20 protein-coding genes are annotated in these 17167 nt (G+C 70.2%); 9 read left to right on the top strand and 11 right to left on the bottom strand.

All coding sequences use genetic code 11. The features are described from left to right. Positions 1 to 116: 116 nt before the first annotated feature. Positions 117 to 827, top strand: coding sequence for a 3-oxoacyl-ACP reductase FabG (gene fabG, locus RS86_RS15545; RefSeq protein WP_045273159.1), 711 nt, complete (start codon positions 117 to 119; stop codon positions 825 to 827). Positions 828 to 911: 84 nt separating this feature from the next. On the opposite strand, the gene RS86_RS15540 is transcribed toward fabG, so the two are convergent. The 3 genes from RS86_RS15540 to RS86_RS15530 all read right to left on the bottom strand — a co-directional run bounded on the left by RS86_RS15540 (position 912) and on the right by RS86_RS15530 (position 3622). Next, on the bottom strand, positions 912 to 1604 hold the full coding sequence (locus RS86_RS15540; RefSeq protein WP_045273158.1) for an alpha/beta fold hydrolase: 693 nt from the start codon (positions 1602 to 1604) through the stop codon (positions 912 to 914). Between the two features lie 74 nt (positions 1605 to 1678). Then, positions 1679 to 2314 (bottom strand): phosphoserine phosphatase SerB, encoded by a 636-nt coding sequence (gene serB / locus RS86_RS15535; RefSeq protein WP_045273157.1) that lies wholly within the window; start codon positions 2312 to 2314, stop codon positions 1679 to 1681. A 63-nt stretch (positions 2315 to 2377) separates the two neighbouring features. Beyond that, the gene (locus RS86_RS15530) at positions 2378 to 3622 is read right to left on the bottom strand and encodes a glucose-1-phosphate adenylyltransferase (RefSeq protein WP_045273156.1); all 1245 of its coding nucleotides are present in this window, start codon (positions 3620 to 3622) and stop codon (positions 2378 to 2380) included. Positions 3623 to 3668: 46 nt separating this feature from the next. On the opposite strand from RS86_RS15530, the gene glgA reads away from it, so the two are divergent. The 3 genes from glgA (at position 3669) to RS86_RS15515 (ending at position 5995) form a co-directional block, all read left to right on the top strand. Next, positions 3669 to 4853 (top strand): glycogen synthase, encoded by a 1185-nt coding sequence (gene glgA, locus RS86_RS15525; RefSeq protein ID WP_045273155.1) that lies wholly within the window; start codon positions 3669 to 3671, stop codon positions 4851 to 4853. A 16-nt stretch (positions 4854 to 4869) separates the two neighbouring features. Continuing rightward, positions 4870 to 5652, top strand: a complete 783-nt coding sequence (locus tag RS86_RS15520) for an ABC transporter ATP-binding protein (RefSeq protein WP_045273154.1) — start codon at positions 4870 to 4872, stop codon at positions 5650 to 5652. 85 nt (positions 5653 to 5737) lie between these two features. Beyond that, entirely contained in the window at positions 5738 to 5995 is a 258-nt protein-coding gene (locus tag RS86_RS15515) for a type B 50S ribosomal protein L31 (protein ID WP_045273153.1), read from the top strand. A 51-nt stretch (positions 5996 to 6046) separates the two neighbouring features. On the opposite strand, the gene RS86_RS15510 is transcribed toward RS86_RS15515, so the two are convergent. From RS86_RS15510 to RS86_RS15500, 3 genes are all read right to left on the bottom strand, one after another. Then, complete coding sequence (locus RS86_RS15510) at positions 6047 to 6268, bottom strand: hypothetical protein (protein ID WP_152642202.1); 222 nt, start codon at positions 6266 to 6268, stop codon at positions 6047 to 6049. 74 nt (positions 6269 to 6342) lie between these two features. Next, complete coding sequence (locus RS86_RS15505) at positions 6343 to 6636, bottom strand: hypothetical protein (RefSeq protein ID WP_045273151.1); 294 nt, start codon at positions 6634 to 6636, stop codon at positions 6343 to 6345. 41 nt (positions 6637 to 6677) lie between these two features. After that, positions 6678 to 7424 (bottom strand): 3'-5' exonuclease, encoded by a 747-nt coding sequence (locus RS86_RS15500; RefSeq protein ID WP_045273150.1) that lies wholly within the window; start codon positions 7422 to 7424, stop codon positions 6678 to 6680. 90 nt (positions 7425 to 7514) lie between these two features. Here RS86_RS15500 and RS86_RS15495 point away from each other — a divergent pair, with 90 nt between their 5' ends. Continuing rightward, positions 7515 to 8414: an alpha/beta fold hydrolase gene (locus RS86_RS15495; protein ID WP_045273149.1), complete on the top strand. Its 900-nt coding sequence runs from the start codon at positions 7515 to 7517 to the stop codon at positions 8412 to 8414. Here RS86_RS15495 and RS86_RS15490 read toward each other — a convergent pair. Continuing rightward, on the bottom strand, positions 8374 to 8859 hold the full coding sequence (locus RS86_RS15490) for an Lrp/AsnC family transcriptional regulator (RefSeq protein WP_045273148.1): 486 nt from the start codon (positions 8857 to 8859) through the stop codon (positions 8374 to 8376). The two genes, RS86_RS15495 and RS86_RS15490, sit on opposite strands and share 41 nt — an antisense overlap. A 158-nt stretch (positions 8860 to 9017) precedes the next feature. Between RS86_RS15490 and RS86_RS15485 the strand changes: the two genes are divergently transcribed. Genes RS86_RS15485 through RS86_RS15475 form a run of 3 tightly spaced genes read left to right on the top strand, consistent with a single transcriptional unit; the run spans position 9018 to position 12524 of the window. Further along, positions 9018 to 10127 (top strand): thiamine pyrophosphate-dependent enzyme, encoded by a 1110-nt coding sequence (locus RS86_RS15485; protein WP_045273147.1) that lies wholly within the window; start codon positions 9018 to 9020, stop codon positions 10125 to 10127. A gap of 1 nt (position 10128) precedes the next feature. Continuing rightward, the gene (locus RS86_RS15480) at positions 10129 to 11139 is read left to right on the top strand and encodes an alpha-ketoacid dehydrogenase subunit beta (protein ID WP_045273146.1); all 1011 of its coding nucleotides are present in this window, start codon (positions 10129 to 10131) and stop codon (positions 11137 to 11139) included. Then, the gene (locus RS86_RS15475) at positions 11136 to 12524 is read left to right on the top strand and encodes a dihydrolipoamide acetyltransferase family protein (RefSeq protein WP_045273145.1); all 1389 of its coding nucleotides are present in this window, start codon (positions 11136 to 11138) and stop codon (positions 12522 to 12524) included. The genes RS86_RS15480 and RS86_RS15475 overlap by 4 nt, the downstream gene beginning before the upstream one ends. Positions 12525 to 12558: 34 nt before the next feature. Here RS86_RS15475 and RS86_RS15470 read toward each other — a convergent pair whose 3' ends face one another. The 3 genes from RS86_RS15470 to RS86_RS15460 form a co-directional block, all read right to left on the bottom strand. Further along, entirely contained in the window at positions 12559 to 13842 is a 1284-nt protein-coding gene (locus tag RS86_RS15470) for an MFS transporter (protein ID WP_045273144.1), read from the bottom strand. A gap of 111 nt (positions 13843 to 13953) precedes the next feature. Next, the gene (locus RS86_RS15465) at positions 13954 to 14538 is read right to left on the bottom strand and encodes a histidine phosphatase family protein (RefSeq protein ID WP_045273143.1); all 585 of its coding nucleotides are present in this window, start codon (positions 14536 to 14538) and stop codon (positions 13954 to 13956) included. Further along, positions 14535 to 15371, bottom strand: a complete 837-nt coding sequence (locus RS86_RS15460; protein ID WP_045273142.1) for a Sir2 family NAD-dependent protein deacetylase — start codon at positions 15369 to 15371, stop codon at positions 14535 to 14537. Before RS86_RS15460 ends, RS86_RS15465 begins: the two co-directional genes overlap by 4 nt. Positions 15372 to 15459: 88 nt before the next feature. On the opposite strand from RS86_RS15460, the gene RS86_RS15455 reads away from it, so the two are divergent. Continuing rightward, a complete protein-coding gene (locus tag RS86_RS15455) occupies positions 15460 to 16278 on the top strand; it encodes a TrmH family RNA methyltransferase (RefSeq protein WP_045273141.1) in 819 nt (272 codons plus the stop codon). Positions 16279 to 16317: 39 nt separating this feature from the next. On the opposite strand, the gene RS86_RS15450 is transcribed toward RS86_RS15455, so the two are convergent. After that, positions 16318 to 17142, bottom strand: coding sequence for an SGNH/GDSL hydrolase family protein (locus RS86_RS15450; RefSeq protein WP_045273140.1), 825 nt, complete (start codon positions 17140 to 17142; stop codon positions 16318 to 16320). Positions 17143 to 17167 lie beyond the last annotated feature (25 nt).

Raw genomic sequence — 17167 nt, 5'->3', positions numbered from 1 at the left:
TGTTCCTCCTGGGTCAACACAAAGATTTCCGTGCTCTCAGGGCCGTGTCAATTCCTGCCGCCACATCGGCTCGATAGGCTTGCGAGCCGTACACCTCGATTTCTTGGGAGCCCTGCATGAGCACTGATCGCGTCGTCCTCGTCACCGGCGGAAACCGCGGCATCGGCCGCGCGATCGCCGAGCGCTTCGTGCGTGACGGCTACCGCGTCGCCGTCACCGCGCGCAGCGGCGAAGGGCCCGAGGGGACGCTCACGGTGCGGGCCGACGTCACGGACGCGGCCGCGGTGGATGCGGCGTTCACGGAGGTCGAGCAGAAGCTCGGTCCCGTCGAGATCGTCGTCGCGAACGCCGGCATCACGAAGGACACGCTGCTGCTGCGGATGAGCGAGGACGACTTCGACAGCGTGGTGTCGACGAACCTGGGCGGATCCTTCCGCGTCGTCAAGCGCGCCTCGAAGGGGATGCTCAAGGCGCGTTTCGGCAGGGTGATCCTCATCTCCAGCGTGGTCGGCCTCTACGGCTCCGCCGGGCAGATCAACTACGCCGCGTCCAAGAGCGCTCTCGTCGGCTTCGCCCGCTCCCTCACCCGCGAGCTCGGGGCGCGTGGGATCACTGCGAACGTCGTCGCGCCCGGTTTCATCGAGACCGACATGACCGCCGAGCTCCCCGAGGACACCCAGAAGCAGTACAAGGCGAGCATCCCGGCAGGACGCTTCGCCTCCGCGGACGAGGTGGCAGGCGTGGTCACGTGGATCGCTTCGGATGACGCCGCGTACATCTCGGGCGCCGTGATCCCGGTCGACGGCGGCCTCGGCATGGGGCACTGAGCGCAGGCGATCCTTCGGCTCGCAGCGATCGACAGCACGCCAGCGCGCAGAGGTACACCGGCACACGGCCTTTGACCGGTCGCGTCAGCGCACAGCTGCGACCAGCAGCTCCGCGAGCCGATCCGGGGCCGAGTACTGCGGCCAGTGCCCGGAGCCGATCCGCACGACCTCGGCATCGCGGATGCTGCGGTACTCGTCACCGTAGGAGCCCCACTGCTCGATGTATCCCTCGAGCTCGGGCTGCGTGAGCGAACCCATGAGCAGGGTCGCCGGCACTTCGTAGCGACGCGGATCCGTCAGGGCGATCGGATCCGTCGGCACCTGCGCGGGAACGCTCAGCGCGGTGCGGGCGGTCGCCGCCCTGGTCTGCGCATCGAGGTCCTCTACATCGCCGGCATCGAAGAAGTCCCAGCCGGGGAACGGGATGACCCCGTCGACCACCGGGAACTCGCTGATTCCGCTGCCGTTCGGCGGGGGCACCGTGTCGACGAACACCGCACGGCGCACGCGCTCCGGGCGCGCATCCACCGCACCCCAGATGACGTTGCCGCCGCCGGAGTGACCGACCAGCACAACATCGCCCTGCGCCTCGTCGATCGCGGCCACGACCGCCGCGATCCAGTCGTGCATGCGAAGGTCGGCGGAACCTGAGGCGGGCACTCCCACACCGGGCAGGGTCAGCGGCCGCGGGGTGTGGCCGGCGGCGCGCAGAGGCTCCAGCACGGGTGCCCACGAGCCGGCGTCGAGCCACAGGCCGGGAACGAGGATGATGTCCATGTCCCCACGCTAGACAGGGCCACCGACAGCGCGCCAGGCCCGAAGGCGCCGGCGCAGGAGCCAGGGACGCGCGATCAGGGAAGCAGCGGGATGACCTGGGACAGGTCGACCGGGCCCACCACGAGCGAGGCCGCCGCGCGGACGGCGGGCTTGGCGTTGAACGCGAGGCCGAGTCCCGCCGCCGCCATCATCTGAAGATCGTTCGCGCCGTCGCCGATCGCGATCGTGGCGTGGGGCGCGACACCGAGCTCTGCGGCCCACTCCCGCAACGATGCCGCCTTGGCCGCGGCGTCGACGATGGCGCCGTCGACCCGCCCGGTCAGCGCGTCGCCCGCGATCTCGAGCCTGTTCGCGCGCCAGCGGTCGACGCCGAGCGCGGGGGCGACGGCGTCGAGGATCTCGTGGAAGCCGCCGGAGACCACGCCGACCACGCCACCGCGCTCGTGCACCGCGGCGGTGAGCTCGCGCACGCCGGGAGTGGGCTCGATGCGGTTGCGCACGCGCTCGAACGCGGCCGTGGGCACGCCGGTCAGCGCCCCGACCCGTGAGCGCAGACTCGTCGCGAAGTCGACCTCGCCGCGCATCGCCGCCTCGGTCGCAGCCTGCACTTCGGCCCGGCGGCCGGCCTCCTCGGCGAGGAGCTCGATCACCTCGTTGCGGATGAGCGTGGAATCGGCATCGAGGACGACGAGGAAGCGCGCGGAGGTCACCCGACGAGCGTAGCGGCCGGATCAGCGCGTCCCCGCCGCTGTGACGGCCGGGACGAGGAGCGCTCAGCGCTCGATGCGCACGCCCTTGCCGACCACGGTCAGGCCCGTCTCGGTGATGGTGAAGCCGCGATCGAGATCGCGCTCGCGATCCACGCCGACGGTCGCGCCATCGAGCAGCACCACGTTCTTGTCCAGGATCGCCCTGTGCACGCGCGCGCCCTGGCCGACTCTCACTCCGTCGAACAGCACCGAGTCGGTGATGGTCGAGCCTCCGGCGGCGAGGGTCCACGGTCCGACCACGCTGCGTTCGAGATGCGTGCCGGAGAGCACCGATCCGAGCGACACGATCGAGTCGATCGCATTGCCGATCCGGCCGACCGAGTCGCGCACGAACTTCGCCGGGGGCGAGTTCACCGCCTGCGAGTGGATCGGCCACTCCATGTTGTAGAGGTTGAAGATCGGCAGCGTGGAGATCAGGTCCATGTGCGCGTCGAAGAACGACTCGATCGTGCCCACGTCGCGCCAGTAGGAGCGATCGCGCGGGGAGGACCCCGGTACGTCGTTCTGCTTCATGTCGTAGAAGCCGGCTTCGCCACGACCCACGAAATAGGGCACGATGTCGCCGCCCATGTCGTGGTTGGATCCGGCAAGCTCGCCATCGGCCTCGACGGCCTCGATGAGCGCGTCCGCGTCGAACACGTAGTTGCCCATCGAGGCGAGCACCTCGTGCGGGGAGTCAGGGAGGCCCGTCGGATCCGAGGGCTTCTCCAAGAACTGGCTGATGCGTCCCGAGTCGCCATCCGCGATGTCGATCACGCCGAACTGCGAGGCGAGTGCGAGTGGCTGACGGATGCCGGCGACGGTCGCGCGCGCCCCCGAGGCGATGTGCGCCTCGATCATCTGCGTGAAGTCCATGCGGTAGACGTGGTCGGCGCCGATGACGACGACGATGTCGGGCTTCTCGTCCAGGATCAGGTTCAGGCTCTGCAGGATCGCGTCCGCGGATCCGGAGAACCAGCGCTTGCCGAGGCGCTGCTGAGCCGGCACCGAAGTGACGTACGAATCGAGCAGGGCGGACATCCGCCAGGTCTGCGAGATGTGGCGATCGAGGCTGTGCGACTTGTACTGCGTGAGCACCACGATCTGGCGCAGACCCGAGTTGATCAGGTTGGAGATCGCGAAATCGATCAATCGGTACTGACCTCCGAAGGGCACGGCAGGCTTGGCTCTATCCGCCGTCAGAGGCATGAGCCGCTTGCCCTCGCCGCCGGCGAGGATGATCCCGAAAACCTTCTTTGGTGCCGACATGGGTCCACCATAGAGCCACGTCGATGCATGTACTAGCGTTCACGACATGCGCGTCGACATCGTCACCAAGGAGTACCCGCCGGAGATCTACGGAGGGGCCGGCGTGCATGTCGCCGAGCTCGTGAAAGCCCTGCGAGAGAGCATCGAAGTGCGGGTCAGGGCCTTCGGCGCGGAGCGGGATGAACAGGATGTGACGGCTTATCGAACTCCCGCGGAACTGGCCTCGGCGAACGCGGCGCTGCAGACGCTGGGCACAGATCTGGTCATCGTGCCGGACGTCGCGGGCGCCGACGTGGTGCACAGTCACACCTGGTACGCGAACTTCGCCGGGCACATCGCATCGCAGCTGCACGGCATCCCGCACGTGCTCACCGCGCACAGCCTGGAGCCGCTGCGGCCGTGGAAGGCGGAGCAGCTCGGAGGCGGCTATGCGGTCTCGAGCGGCATCGAACGGCTCGCCTACGAGAACGCGGCGGCCATCATCGCGGTGAGTGCCGGAATGCGCGCGGACATCCTGCGCAGCTATCCGCAGGTGGATCCGACGAAGGTACGGGTGATCCACAACGGCATCGACGTGGAGGCCTGGCACCCGGTCGAAGACCCGGAGTTCGTGCGCGCGCAGGGCATCGATCCTGAGCGGCCGTCCGTGGTCTTCGTCGGTCGGATCACGCGGCAGAAGGGCCTGCCCTACCTGCTGCGGGCGGCGGCGCTGCTGCCGCCAGAGGTGCAGCTGGTGCTCTGCGCAGGGGCGCCGGACACGCCGGAGATCATGGCCGAGGTGCAGGAGCTGGTCCGAGGCCTGCAGGCGACGCGACAGGGCGTGGTGTGGATCGAGCGGATGCTGCCTCGTCACGAGCTGTCCGCGATCCTCACCGCTGCGACGACTTTCGTGTGCCCTTCGGTGTACGAACCGCTGGGCATCGTGAACCTCGAGGCGATGGCGTGCGGCGCCGCGGTCGTCGGCACGGCGACGGGCGGGATCCCCGAGGTCGTGGACGACCGGGTGACCGGCCGGCTGGTGCCGATCGAGCAGGTGCAGGACGGGACGGGGACGCCCGTGGATCCGGACCGCTACGTCTCGGATCTCGCCGCCGTGCTGACCGAGGTCGTCTCGGATCCCGCGCGGGCGAAGGCATACGGCGAGGCGGGGCGACGTCGCGCGGCGGACGAGTTCAGCTGGGGCGCGATCGCCGACACGACAAGGGCGCTCTACGAGGAGCTCACGGCCTGACCGATAGGCTGAAGGCATGTCTGTCGTCCTCGAATTCTCGGATGTCGTGGTGCGCCGCGACGGCCGCAACATCGTCGATCACCTCTCCTGGACCGTCGAGGACGACCAGCGCTGGGTCGTGCTCGGACCCAACGGCGCGGGCAAGACGACGCTGCTCCAGCTCGCCGACACCCTGATGCACCCGACGCAGGGACGCGTCGACATCCTGGGGGAGACCCTCGGCCGCACCGACGTGTTCGAGATCCGCCCGCGGATCGGCTTCGCCTCCTCGGCGATGGCGCGCCGGATCCCCGCGGACGAGACCGTGCTGAACACCGTCATGACGGCGGCGTACTCGGTCATGGGGCGTTGGAACGAGTCGTACGAGTCGATCGATGAGCGCCGCGCGATGCGCGTGCTCGAGCAGTGGCACCTGGAGCATCTCGCCGAGCGTCACTTCGGCACGCTCAGCGACGGCGAGCAGAAGCGCGTGCAGATCGCGCGGGCCGTGATGACCGATCCGGAGCTGCTGCTGCTGGACGAGCCGAGCGCGAGCCTCGACCTCGGCGCGCGCGAAGAGCTGCTGGCCCTGCTCGGCGGATTCGCCCAGTCGCCCACGACTCCCGCGATGGTCATGGTGACCCATCACGTCGAGGAGATCCCGGTCGGGTTCACGCACGTCCTGCTGCTGCGCGATGGCGCGATCGTCGCCGCGGGGCCGATCGAGCAGACGCTCACGGCCGAGGCGCTGAGCGACGCGTTCGGCATGCCGATCTCGCTGGACCGGGCCGACGGCCGTTACGCGGCGCGCGCCGCGTGATCTGTTAGAATCGATCCTCGGTGCTTTCTGCGCCACAGACTTCCCTCGCCCCTGGCACAATCCAGGGCACCACGTAAGGAATCCCATGAAGACTGACATCCACCCCCAGTACCAGGCCGTCGTGTTCCGCGACCTCGGTTCGGGCGACACGTTCCTCACCCGTTCGACGGTCACGAGCGACAAGACGATCGAGCTGGACGGCGTGGAGTACCCCGTCATCGACGTCGAGATCTCCTCGGCCTCGCACCCGTTCTACACGGGCAAGCAGCGCATCATGGACTCGGCCGGCCGCGTCGAGAAGTTCAACCAGCGCTTCAAGAACTTCGGCGGTTCCTCCAAGTAATCGCCGTCGCGAAAGCCCCCGTCCTCGATCGAGGCGGGGGCTTTCCGCTGTCTAGGCGGAGGGACGTCCTTCGGGATCGGGCGGCGATGACCGGATCGTCTCGAGGGCGAATCGGATGCCGTCGATCTTGCCCTCGGCATGGCGGATCACGCGCCGGAAACGATTCTTGCGCTTCGGCTCGTGAGCGAAGGTCACCTGCAGGAAGTCGATGACGGTCTGCATCCTCTCGATCTCGCGTTCGAGGACCTCGATGCGCTCGGTGTCGGTCGTCATGGCGATCGGGTCTCCCTCCATCGGGTAACCGTCCATTTTACCGCGCACCCGCGTGATGGTGCAGAGCGTGCCGCTCAGAGGTCGATCCGGATCCTGTCCCCGTCGATTCCCCAGGGCGGGTCGCCGGGCGAGGGCGCCGGAGCGGTCCGCCGGGTCTGCCGGTCGCGTTCGGCCTCGGCCTCCAGCGACGAGGGGGCGAACACGCTGTCGAACGCGCCGCCGATTCCTCCTCCGGCGCCGGCGTAACGCTTCTCGAGCGGCCGGCGATGAGAGAGCGTCCAAGCGGCATAGCCCAGGACATAGAGCCCGAGCGCGACCGGCAGGGCGATCGTGCCCCAGCCCAGCACGGCGTTCAGGGTCTCTCTCATCCCTGCAGGCTACGCCGTCCGGTCCGGATCCGGATCCGTCGTCAGAAGGATCCGAGAGGGGCGTTCTGCCGGGCGGGATCGCCGTCGCGGACCGGCCAGCGGCCGTCCACGCGCTCGGTCGGCTCGATCCGGCCGATCCGCACGAAGTAGTCGGTCAGGCTCGCAGCCTGCGCTCGAGCCCAGCCGATCTGGCGGGTGTGCAGCTCTCCGGCGCTCGGGGGCAGCGGGAAGCGCTGGGCCAGGGCCTGAGCGACCCGGCCCGCCGCGACGGCGTCGGCCGAGGCGTCGTGCGCGCCGGTCAGATCGACCCCGTAGTGCGCGGCGACGATCTCCAGCGTCCTCTTGCCGGGGCGGTACCGGTCGTAGGTCTTGTCGATGATCAGCGGATCGATCACCGGAGAGGGGTTCTCCAGCGGTGCGATCCTGTGTCGTCGCGCCTCGTGCGCGAGGAGGGAGAAGTCGAACGCGGCGTTGTACGCCACGACGGGCACGCCCTGGTCGAGGAGGGAACTGAGGGCGGCCACGACGCCCGCGATGACCTGGGCGGCAGGGGTGCCGTCTCGGTGCGCGCGTTCGGAGGTGATGCCGTGGATCGCGGTGGCGCCGGCGGGGATGGGGATTCCGGGATCGGCCAGCCAGGTGCGCGCCGCGATCTCGGCGCCGTGGTGGTCCAGCACGCCGACGTGCGCGGTGACGACGCGGTCCCGCGTGACGTCGATCCCCGTGGTCTCCAGGTCGAACACTCCGACGCGGGTCAACCAGGGCGGCAACGGCGTCGAATCGGTCATGACGCCACCGTAGGGCGAGGGCCCGACATCCCGGTTCCGGCGCGCGGCAGTGCGCTCAGGCGGCGTCGTTCGCGCCCGTAGACTCGAAGCATGCCCGCGCCCTCTCCCTATGCCGCACGTCTGGATCGCATCCCGGTGCGACGCCAGGAGGCGGAAATCCTCGGCGGGCGCACGGCGTACTGGGTCTACGGCCCCGATGATGCGGAACTCACCGTGCTCGCGGTGCACGGGTTCCGAGGCGAGCACCACGGGCTGGAGCCCGTGGTCGCGCATCTGCCAGGAGTGCGCGTGATCATGCCCGACCTCCCCGGGTTCGGTGAGACGACGCCGCTTCCCGGCCGCGTGCACGACATCGAGGCCTACGCGCAGTGGCTCACGGAGTTCTCCGCGGCTGTCGCCCCGGGGGCCGTGATCCTGGGCCATTCGTTCGGCTCGATCGTGGCCTCGGCTGCCGTCGCCGGCGGGCTGGAGACGCCGCGGCTGATCCTGGTCAACCCGATCGGGGCGCCGGCGCTGGAGGGCCCCAAGGCCGTGCTGACCCGTCTCGCGATGCTCTACTACGCTCTCGGCGCGCGGCTTCCCGAAGCCCTCGGCACGGAGCTCCTGCGGAACAGGGTCATCGTGCGCGGGATGAGCATCGCGATGGCGAAGACGCGGGATCCCGAACTGCGCCGGTTCGTGCACGATCAGCACGACACCTACTTCTCGCGGTTCTCGGATCGCGACGTGCTCAGCCAGGCGTTCCGCACGAGCGTCTCGCACGACGTCCGCGAGTACGCCCCGCGCATCACGGTTCCGACCCTGCTGGTGGCCGCGCAGCGCGACGACATCACCCCGATCGAGGCGGAGCGGGCGCTCGCGCCGCTGTTCCCCGACGCCGAGCTCGTCGAGATCGCGCACGTCGGCCACCTGATCCACTACGAGACCCCGGCCGAAGCGGCGGGCACGATCAGGCGGTTCCTCCGGCCTCTCGCCGTGCCAGCCCCATAAGACCGCCGACCCTGAAGGGGATGACCTCGCCCATCGCGAGCGACGTCTCCGTCCGCTCGACGCCATCGATCGAGAGAATACGGGCGTCGGTGTCGAAGAGATGGCGCGCGTCGCGGCAGGCGACGAGTGCGAGCAGATCGATCGAGCCGCTCAGGCCGTGCGCCTGCACCACCTCCGGCACCCGCGCCAGCTCGGCGATGATCCGGGGCAGCTCGGTCTGACGGACGCCGATGCTCACGAAGGCCTGCAGCGGGTAGCCGAGCACCGCGGGGGAGAAGGCGCGCTCATAGGGCAGGAACACCCCGGTCTGGTCCAGCCGGGCCAGGCGAGCCTGGATCGTGTTGCGGGAGAGCCGGAGCTTCTCGGCCATCGCGACCACCGTCGTGCGCGGGTCGGCCGAGAGCATCTCGAGGATGTCGAGATCGGTGCGATCAAGGGTTGCCATGTTGCCAAAGGCTAGCAGTCTGATAGAGGGCATTAGTTGGCAACATGCTCAGGGTGCTGCCGGTTGCTTGAGCGACGTGTGAAGCGGTCGTACGCTCAAGGCAAGCGAAGACGCACCGGATCCTCCCCACGAGGGCGGGTCCACTGAGGAGGACGAAGATGTCAACCCACCTTGATCCGATCACCGTGACCGGCATCGGGCTCGACGAGCCCGCCGGCCTCATCGACGCCCACGGTCGGCGCCGCAACGACACGCGTCTCACCCCCTACGTCGCCGATGTCACGTCCGACCAGCTGCTCTCGCTGCTGCGCGACATGATCGTCCTGCGCCGGCTCGACAGTGAGGGCGTGGCGCTGCAGCGCCAGGGCCAGCTCGGTCTGTGGGCCCCGTGCCAGGGGCAGGAGGCCGCGCAGATCGGCTCCGGCCGCGCGCTCAACAGCGATGACGTCGTCTTCCCGAGCTACCGCGAGACCGGCGTGATGCTGGCGCGCGGCGCGCAGCCCGGCGACTACGTCCGCATGTGGCGCGGCGAAGAGGGGGCCGCGTACGACCCCGCCGTGATGCACATGGCTCCGCTGCAGATCATCATCGGCGCGCAGACGCTGCACGCGGTCGGCTACGCGCTCGGCATCCTTCACGACGGCTCCGACCAGGTCGCGGTCACCTACTTCGGCGACGGCGCCACGAGCCAGGGCGATGTGAACGAGGCCATGATCTTCGCCTCCTCGTACCGCGCCCCGGTCGTCTTCATCTGCCAGAACAACCACTGGGCGATCTCCGAGCCCGTGGCCGTGCAGTCGCAGCATCCGATCGCGGGGCGCGCCCCCGGCTTCGGCATCCCCAGCATGCGCGTGGACGGCAACGACGTGCTCGCGGTGTTCGCAGCGACGCGCTGGGCCCTCGAGCAGGCCCGTGGCGGATCTCCGGCATTCCTCGAACTCGTCACCTACCGCATGGGCCCGCACACGACCGCCGATGACCCCACGCGCTACCGGGATCCTGCGGAGCTAGAGTACTGGCGCGGCAAGGATCCGCTCGCGCGGGTCGAGGCGCTGTTGCGCGCCGAGGGCGCGCTCACCGACGAGATCGCCGCCGGCTTCGCGGCGGAGGCCGACGAGGCGGCCATGCAGATGCGGGCCGCGTGCCTCAGTCTCACCACGCGCGGACCGCTCGCGGTGTTCGACGGCGTGTACGCCGAGCCGCACACCGGGATCGACGAGGAGCGCGCCGACTACGCCCGCTACCTCGCGACCCTCGCGGAGGCGTGACATGGCGCAGATGACGATGGGCAAGGCGCTCGGCGCGGCCCTCAAGCAGTCGCTGGCGGACGACCCGAAGGTCCTCCTGCTCGGCGAGGACATCGGCAAGCTCGGCGGCGTGTTCCGCATCACCGACGGGCTCCTGGACGAGTTCGGCGCGGAGCGGGTCATCGACACCCCGCTCGCGGAGTCGGGAATCGTCGGCACCGCCGTCGGCCTCGCGATGCGCGGATACCGGCCGGTGGTCGAGATCCAGTTCGACGGATTCGTGTACCCCGCGTTCGACCAGATCGTCTCGCAGGTCGCGAAGCTGCACTATCGCACCCAGGGCACCGTCCCCATGCCGATCACGATCCGCATCCCCTGGGGCGGCGGCATCGGCGCGGCCGAACATCACTCCGAGTCGCCGGAGGCGTACTTCGTGCACACCGCGGGACTCCGCGTGATCGCGGTCTCCAACCCGCAGGACGCGTACACGTGCCTGCGTCAGGCCATCGCGAGCGACGACCCCGTGATCTTCTTCGAGCCCAAGCGGCTGTACCACGCCAAGGGCGAGGTCGATCTGGAGACCCCGCTCGCGGACGCGGCGCCGATGGGCCTCGCCCGTGTGGTCCGCGAGGGCACGGACGCCACGATCGTGACCTACGGCGCCATGGTGCGCACCGCCCTCGAGGCCGCCGAGGCCGCCGAAGCGGAGGGCAGGTCGCTCGAGGTGATCGATCTGCGCTCGCTCTCGCCGATCGACTACGGCACCGTCTGCGCGTCGGTGCGCCGGACCGGGCGGGTGGTCGTCGCGCACGAAGCGGCCCGCGAGGCCGGTGTCGCGGCCGAGGTCATCGCGAGCATCACCGAGAAGTGCTTCACCTGGCTCGAAGCGGCGCCCTTGCGCGTCACGGGCCACGACATCCCGTATCCGCCCGCGAAGCTGGAGAAGTTCCACCTGCCGGACCTGGACCGGATCCTCGACGCGGTCGACCGCGTCTGCGATGACGAGCAACTGCTGGAGGGGGTCGACCGATGAAGCAGGAATTCCTCCTTCCGGATCTCGGTGAGGGTCTCACCGAGGCGGAGATCGTGCAGTGGCTGGTCGCCGAAGGCGACACGGTCACCCTGAACCAGACGCTCGCCGAGGTGGAGACCGCCAAGGCGATCGTCGAACTGCCCTCGCCGCACGCGGGCCTGATCACGACGCTGCACGCCGCCGCAGGGGACGTCGTCCTCGTGGGCGCGCCGCTCGTGGGCTTCGAGATCGAGGGACAGGAGGCGCTGGAGCCGGAAGCCCCCGCCGCGGTCGCCGAGGTCGAGGAGGGCTCCGGACCGAACCTCGTGGGCTATGGCGCCGCGCCGTCGAGCGGCCGGCCGCAGCGTCGCGCACGTCGTGCGAGAGCGGGATCCGTCGCGGCGACGACCGCGGTCGTCGCAGACGTCGACGTGCGCGTCGCTGCGCCCCATGACGACATCGCGGTGGTGCCGGCACCGCCTGTGCGCGGGGAGCGCCCTCGTTCCACGCCGCCCGTCCGCGCCTACGCGAAGGGACTGGGCGTGGACCTCGTGCTCGTCGCGGCCGAGCTCGGAGACCGGGTGATCACCCGCGCAGACGTCGACGCCTACCGCGAGCGCCTCGTGCAGCGGGGTGCCGGCGTGGCGACCGAGACGATCCCCGCACCCGCCTCTGCCGCCGGTGCCAGGCGCCCGGCGGGGGAGCGGGCGACCACCCGGATCCCGGTCCGCGGGGTGCGCAAGCACACGGCGGAGGCGATGGTGCGGAGCGCGTTCACCGCACCGCACGTGACCACCTTCCACACGGTCGACGTGACAGCGACGAGTGAGCTCATCGCCTCGCTGCGCGCGAGTGCCAAGCCCGACGCCCCGCGCATCGGCGTGCTCACCGTCGTCGCGAAGGCGGTGTGCCTGGCCCTCGCCGCATTCCCGGGGCTCAACGCTCGATGGGATGGCGACGCGGGCGAGATCGTGCAGCAGCACTTCGTCGATCTCGGCATCGCCGCGGCCACGGATCGCGGGCTGATCGTCCCGATCATCCGCGACGCGGAGCGGATGCCGCTCGGCGAGCTCGCCGCCGCGGTCGCCGAGCTCACGCGCACGGCCCGGGGCGGCAAGACCCCGCCCGCGGACCTCGCCGGCGGCACGTTCTCGCTCACGAACATCGGCGTGTTCGGCATCGACGCGGGCACTCCGATCCTGCCTCCGGGGCAGACCGGGATCCTCGCGCTCGGCGCCGTGCGGCGCCTGCCCTGGGAGTACAAGGGCGAGATCGCGCTGCGCGACATCATGACGCTCAGCCTCTCGTTCGATCACAGGATCGTGGACGGCGCCGAGGGGGCGCAGTTCCTGAAGGCGGTGGCCGACGTGCTGCAGGAACCCGGCCGCGCGATGCTGCTCGGCTGAGACGTGCCGATCGCGCCGTCTGCGGGCGGCGCGATCAGTCGTTCCGGGGGCGGCGCTCCAGGCCCAGCACCCGCCGGGTCAGGCGCCGTTCGCGGATGATGAAGGCCGTGCCGAGCACCCACAGCGGAACCTGCGTGACGAACGCCCAGCGGAATGCGTCGAGTGTGTAGGTCGACGGCGTGCCGGCGCCCTGCAGGTCGAGCGCGAGGCCGATCAGGAAGATCGCGATGAGCGCGGCCAGGAATCCGCCGCCGTTGACCACACCCGTCGCCGTGCTGAGCCGGTGCTGCGGGTTATGCGTGCGCGCGTGATCGAACGCGACCATCGAGGCCGGGCCGCCCGTGGCGAGCGCGATCGCCAACAGGATCAGCAGCCAGAGCGGCGCCTGACCGGGCCAGAGGATCACGGCGAGCCAGACGATCACCTGCAGGGCGATCGTCGGCAGGACGAGCATGAGCGAGCGACTGGTCGGATGACGGGCGGAGAGGGTTCCCAGCACGGGACCGAACAGGATCCCGAACAGCACGTAGACGGTGGTCACGAGAGACGCGGCGCCGATCGAGAGCCCCTCTCCGTTCGTGAGGAACGGGATGCCCCAGAGCATCATGAAGGCGGTGCCGGCGAAGGGCGTGGTGAAGTGCGTCCAGAAGCCGAGTCGCGTTCCGGGATGGGCGAGGGCCTCGCGCAGGGTGACGCGCAGATCCGCCTGGGAGGTGACGACCCGGATCGCTCCGGTGTCCGTGTTCACCGAGACATCCTCGGTGAGGTCGGGCGGGCGGTTGCGGATCAGTGCGAAGACGAGCACCGTGAACAGGACGCCGAGCCCGGCCAGACTCCCGAAGGTGACGGACCACGACGTCGAGTGCAGCAGGACGGGGAGGGGGAGGATCGCGACCAGCTGCCCGAGCTGGCCGACGATTCCGGTCAGCTGGGCCATCAGCGGACCGCGCTGCGCCGGGAACCAGATCGCCACGAGGCGCAGGACGCCGGGGAAGATCGCCGCGTCGCCGGCTCCGAGGATCATGCGGGCGACGATCGCGACGCCCACGTTCGGCGCGAAGGCCATCACGAGCTGGCCGACCGCCATGAGGAGCATGCCCGCGACCATGATCGGGCGGGATCCGTAGCGGTCCAGCAGCAGACCGACGGGGATCTGCATGAGTCCGTACACGGCGAGCTGCAGCACGGCGAAGAGCGACAGCGTCGACGCATCGGCCTGGAAGAGGTGCGCGGCGTCCACGCCGACCGCCGACAGCGAGGTCCGGTTCGTGATCGACAGCACGTAGGCGGACACGCCCACGATCCAGATCAGCCACATCCGCCAAGTCGGTGCAGGGGCGGGATTCACGGCTCTCCTCGGGATCGGCGGCGTCTTCGATCCTACGCCCGGGGGTGTTCCGGACCCGAGCGCCGCCCCGGCGGGCGGGCCTCAGACGGAGGCCGCGTCGAGCAGGCGCAGGCCTCCGCCGTCCATCGCGAAGCGGTGCACCGACGCGTTCCCGAGCCGTTCTCCCGGCGCGGGCAGCGTGCCCCCCGAGGCGTGCTCGAGCAGTGCACGGATGACGCCGCCGTGGGTGCACACGAGCACCGACTCCACGTGGGGCGCGGAGCGGCGCCGCGCCGCGAGGTCGATCCGCGTGAGCGATGCGAGGGCGCGATCGGTCAGCTGCTGCACGGTCTCCGCCCCCGGCACGTCGTCGGTTCTCGCCCCGAACCGCTCCCGGTACTCGTCCCAGAGCAGACCTTCTGCCTCGCCGAACTCGTGCTCGCGCATCCCGACAGTGACGAGCGGCGCGGACAGTCCCCGTTCGCGGGCGATGATCTCCGCGGTCTCCCGCGCGCGACCGAGGGGGCTCGCATAGACGTGGTCGAAGGCGACGCCCGCGAGCTGCACGGCGGCATGGCGCGCCTGCGCACGGCCGGTGTCGTTGAGAGGGATGTCGGTGGACCCCTGGATGCGGCCCTCCAGGTTCCAATCGGTCTGACCGTGGCGGATGAGTGTGATGAGAGTCACGTGAGCAGCTCCAGAAGGGCGGGGAGGACGAGGCTGGTGGAGGCGGCGATCGTTGCGGAGGCCCAGGCGTCGGCGCGCGTGGGCTCCAGATTGATGATGACGATGGGGAGGCTCCGACGGCGAGCGCGCTCGATGATCCGGATGCCGGAGTTCACGACCAGGGACGACCCCGCGACGATCAGCGCGTCGCCGGAGCGCAGCAGGGCCTCGGCCGTCGCAAAGCGCTCGGTGGGGATGTACTCGCCGAAGAAGACGACGTCGGGCTTCAGGGGTCCCGCGCACACCGTGCACACCGGCAGGACGAAGCCCTCCGTGGTCTCCGGGCGCACGTCGCCGTCCGGGCCGAGCAGCACGTCGTCCGGAACGTCGAGCCAGACGTTGCGCTCCTCGATCTGGGCGGCGACGGCGTCGCGGGAGAAGCTCTGCCCGCAGTGCAGGCACAGCACGGTGCGCATGGTGCCGTGCAGCTCGACCACGCGGGCGGATCCCGCAGCGAGGTGCAGACCGTCGACGTTCTGCGTGATCGCACCGACCGCGCGGCCGGCCCGTTCGAGTCCGGCGATGGCGCGATGCCCAGGGTTCGCGACGGCGGTGCCGAACGAGCGCCAGCCGAGGTGTCCGCCCAGCCAGTAGCGCCGCTGCGCGTCCTCCGAGCCGAGGAAGGTCTGTACGGTCATCGGCGTGCGCCGCGGGGTCGAACCGGCCCCGCGATACGCGGGGATGCCCGAGTCCGTGGAGAGACCGGCGCCGGTCAGGAAGGCGATGCGGCGATCGGCGAGAAGTTCTGCGACGGGTTCGAGCTGGGCGTGCAACGACGTGCTGCTGCTGTTCATCCGACCTCCTCGCCCGAGTCTACGGGCGGGATCCTGCACGGCCGCCGGGCGGGCGACGCGCGGCCGGGCGACCTGTCAGAGTGGTTCCGTGCATGAGCTCCGCATCGACGACCCCGCTGATCCCCGGCTCGACGACTACCGGGGTCTGACCGACACTGCATTGCGCGTGCGCAGCGACGTCGAGGGCGGGCTGTACATCGCCGAGTCGCTCAAAGTCATCGAGCGGGCTGTCGGCGCAGGACACCGCCCGCGCTCCGTGCTCACGCAGGAGCGCTGGCTGGACGGCCTCCGCGCACTGTTCGGGGACGTCGAGGTCGACGTGTACGTCTGCGCCGACGCGGTGGTCGAGGCGGCTGCGGGATTCCCTGTCCATCGCGGCGCGCTGGCGGCCATGCACCGACCTGCGCTCCCGGCGCTCGAGGAGGTCCTCCGCGGGGCGCGCACGATCCTCGTCCTGGAGGACCTCGTGGAGCACCAGAACGTCGGATCCGCCTTCCGCGCGGCTGCGGCTCTCGGCGCCGACGCGGTCCTCGTCTCGGCCCGCTGCGCGGATCCGCTGTACCGGCGCAGCGTCAAGGTCAGCACCGGCACCGTGTTCCAGGTGCCATGGACGCGCTTCGACGGCTGGGACGAGCTGACGCCGGTCCTTCGCGCCGAGGGGATCCTGCTCGCGGCGCTCGCGCTCCGCGACGACGCCGAGACGCTCGATTCCTATGCCGCGCGTCGCCCGGAACGGGTCGCACTCGCGTTCGGATCCGAAGGGCCCGGTCTGTCAGCCCCGGCGCTCGCGGCGGCCGACGCGGTGGTGACCATCCCGATGGCCGGAGGCGTGGATTCACTCAACGTCGCCTCCACCGCCGCCGTCGCACTCTGGGCGCTGCAGCACCCGCCGGCGATCCGTCCCTGAAGGCCGTTCCGGAACGCGTGACCGCCCCGGAGCGGTCGCTCACTCCTCGTGCGGCAGCACCACGGGCATCGGCTCTGGCCGCTTGGCTTCGATGGTGTCGCCGGAGGACTGGTGACGCAGGCGTCGCAGCACCCAGGGCACCAGGTGCGTGCGCGCCCAGACCAGGTCCTCGTTGCGGGCCTCGCGCCAGGTGCGCACGGGGAACGGGTCGGCGGCCATCTCCTGGAGGTCGTTCGGCACGTTCAGGGCGCGCAGCACCATGCGGGCGACCTCGTGGTGGCCGAGCGGGTTCATGTGCAGCCGGTCGTCGGCGAAGAACCGCGGATCCTGGATGGTCTTCAGCCCCCACTGGTCCGCCACGATGCAGTCGTGCCGCTCGGCGACCGCCCGCACGTTCTCGTTGTAGATCGCGACCTTGCCGCGGAACGGTCGGAACACCGGGGTGAAGTTCGTGTCGATGCCGGTGATCAGCACGATCGCGGCGCCGGTGCGCGACAGGCGCGTGACCATGTCGTCGAGCAGCACGGCGATCTCGTCCGGATCCGTGCCAGGGCGGATGACGTCGTTGCCGCCGGCGCACAGCGTGATCAGGTCGGGGTTCAGCGTGATGGCGGGGGCGACCTGCTCGTCGCTGATCTGCCCGATGAGCTTGCCCCGCACGGCGAGGTTGGCGTAGGCGAAGTCCTCGCTCTGGGCGCCGAGCACCGCTGCCACGCGGTCGGCCCAGCCGCGGTGGCCTCCCGGCGCATTGGGCTCCGGATCCCCGATGCCCTCCGTGAAGGAGTCGCCGATCGCCACGTAGCGGTGCCACGGGTGCGGTGTCTCGTTGGGGACGTACGGGGTGCGCGGTTCGTGACCGGACATGATCCTCTCCTCCTCGCGGGCGCCT

Origin of the sequence: Microbacterium azadirachtae, from assembly GCF_000956505.1 — a bacterium.
GTDB classification, from domain to species: domain Bacteria; phylum Actinomycetota; class Actinomycetes; order Actinomycetales; family Microbacteriaceae; genus Microbacterium; species Microbacterium azadirachtae_A.
The sequence above is the reverse complement of the archived record's forward strand: the minus strand, read 5'-3'. Positions and strand labels throughout refer to the sequence as shown.

What these genes read in the sequence shown, in the direction of transcription:
- RS86_RS15500 (WP_045273150.1), bottom strand. Translation starts at nt 7,424, where the DNA reads ATGACCGATTCGACGCCGTTGCCGCCCTGGTTGACCCGCGTCGGAGTG.
- RS86_RS15490 (WP_045273148.1), bottom strand. Translation starts at nt 8,859, where the DNA reads ATGGCAACCCTTGATCGCACCGATCTCGACATCCTCGAGATGCTCTCG.
- RS86_RS15450 (WP_045273140.1), bottom strand. Translation starts at nt 17,142, where the DNA reads ATGTCCGGTCACGAACCGCGCACCCCGTACGTCCCCAACGAGACACCG.
- RS86_RS15520 (WP_045273154.1), top strand. Translation starts at nt 4,870, where the DNA reads ATGTCTGTCGTCCTCGAATTCTCGGATGTCGTGGTGCGCCGCGACGGC.
- glgA (WP_045273155.1), top strand. Translation starts at nt 3,669, where the DNA reads ATGCGCGTCGACATCGTCACCAAGGAGTACCCGCCGGAGATCTACGGA.
- RS86_RS15460 (WP_045273142.1), bottom strand. Translation starts at nt 15,371, where the DNA reads ATGAACAGCAGCAGCACGTCGTTGCACGCCCAGCTCGAACCCGTCGCA.
- RS86_RS15470 (WP_045273144.1), bottom strand. Translation starts at nt 13,842, where the DNA reads ATGTGGCTGATCTGGATCGTGGGCGTGTCCGCCTACGTGCTGTCGATC.
- RS86_RS15485 (WP_045273147.1), top strand. Translation starts at nt 9,018, where the DNA reads ATGTCAACCCACCTTGATCCGATCACCGTGACCGGCATCGGGCTCGAC.
- RS86_RS15515 (WP_045273153.1), top strand. Translation starts at nt 5,738, where the DNA reads ATGAAGACTGACATCCACCCCCAGTACCAGGCCGTCGTGTTCCGCGAC.
- fabG (WP_045273159.1), top strand. Translation starts at nt 117, where the DNA reads ATGAGCACTGATCGCGTCGTCCTCGTCACCGGCGGAAACCGCGGCATC.
- RS86_RS15510 (WP_152642202.1), bottom strand. Translation starts at nt 6,268, where the DNA reads ATGACGACCGACACCGAGCGCATCGAGGTCCTCGAACGCGAGATCGAG.
- RS86_RS15530 (WP_045273156.1), bottom strand. Translation starts at nt 3,622, where the DNA reads ATGTCGGCACCAAAGAAGGTTTTCGGGATCATCCTCGCCGGCGGCGAG.
- RS86_RS15540 (WP_045273158.1), bottom strand. Translation starts at nt 1,604, where the DNA reads ATGGACATCATCCTCGTTCCCGGCCTGTGGCTCGACGCCGGCTCGTGG.
- RS86_RS15495 (WP_045273149.1), top strand. Translation starts at nt 7,515, where the DNA reads ATGCCCGCGCCCTCTCCCTATGCCGCACGTCTGGATCGCATCCCGGTG.
- RS86_RS15505 (WP_045273151.1), bottom strand. Translation starts at nt 6,636, where the DNA reads ATGAGAGAGACCCTGAACGCCGTGCTGGGCTGGGGCACGATCGCCCTG.
- RS86_RS15480 (WP_045273146.1), top strand. Translation starts at nt 10,129, where the DNA reads ATGGCGCAGATGACGATGGGCAAGGCGCTCGGCGCGGCCCTCAAGCAG.
- RS86_RS15475 (WP_045273145.1), top strand. Translation starts at nt 11,136, where the DNA reads ATGAAGCAGGAATTCCTCCTTCCGGATCTCGGTGAGGGTCTCACCGAG.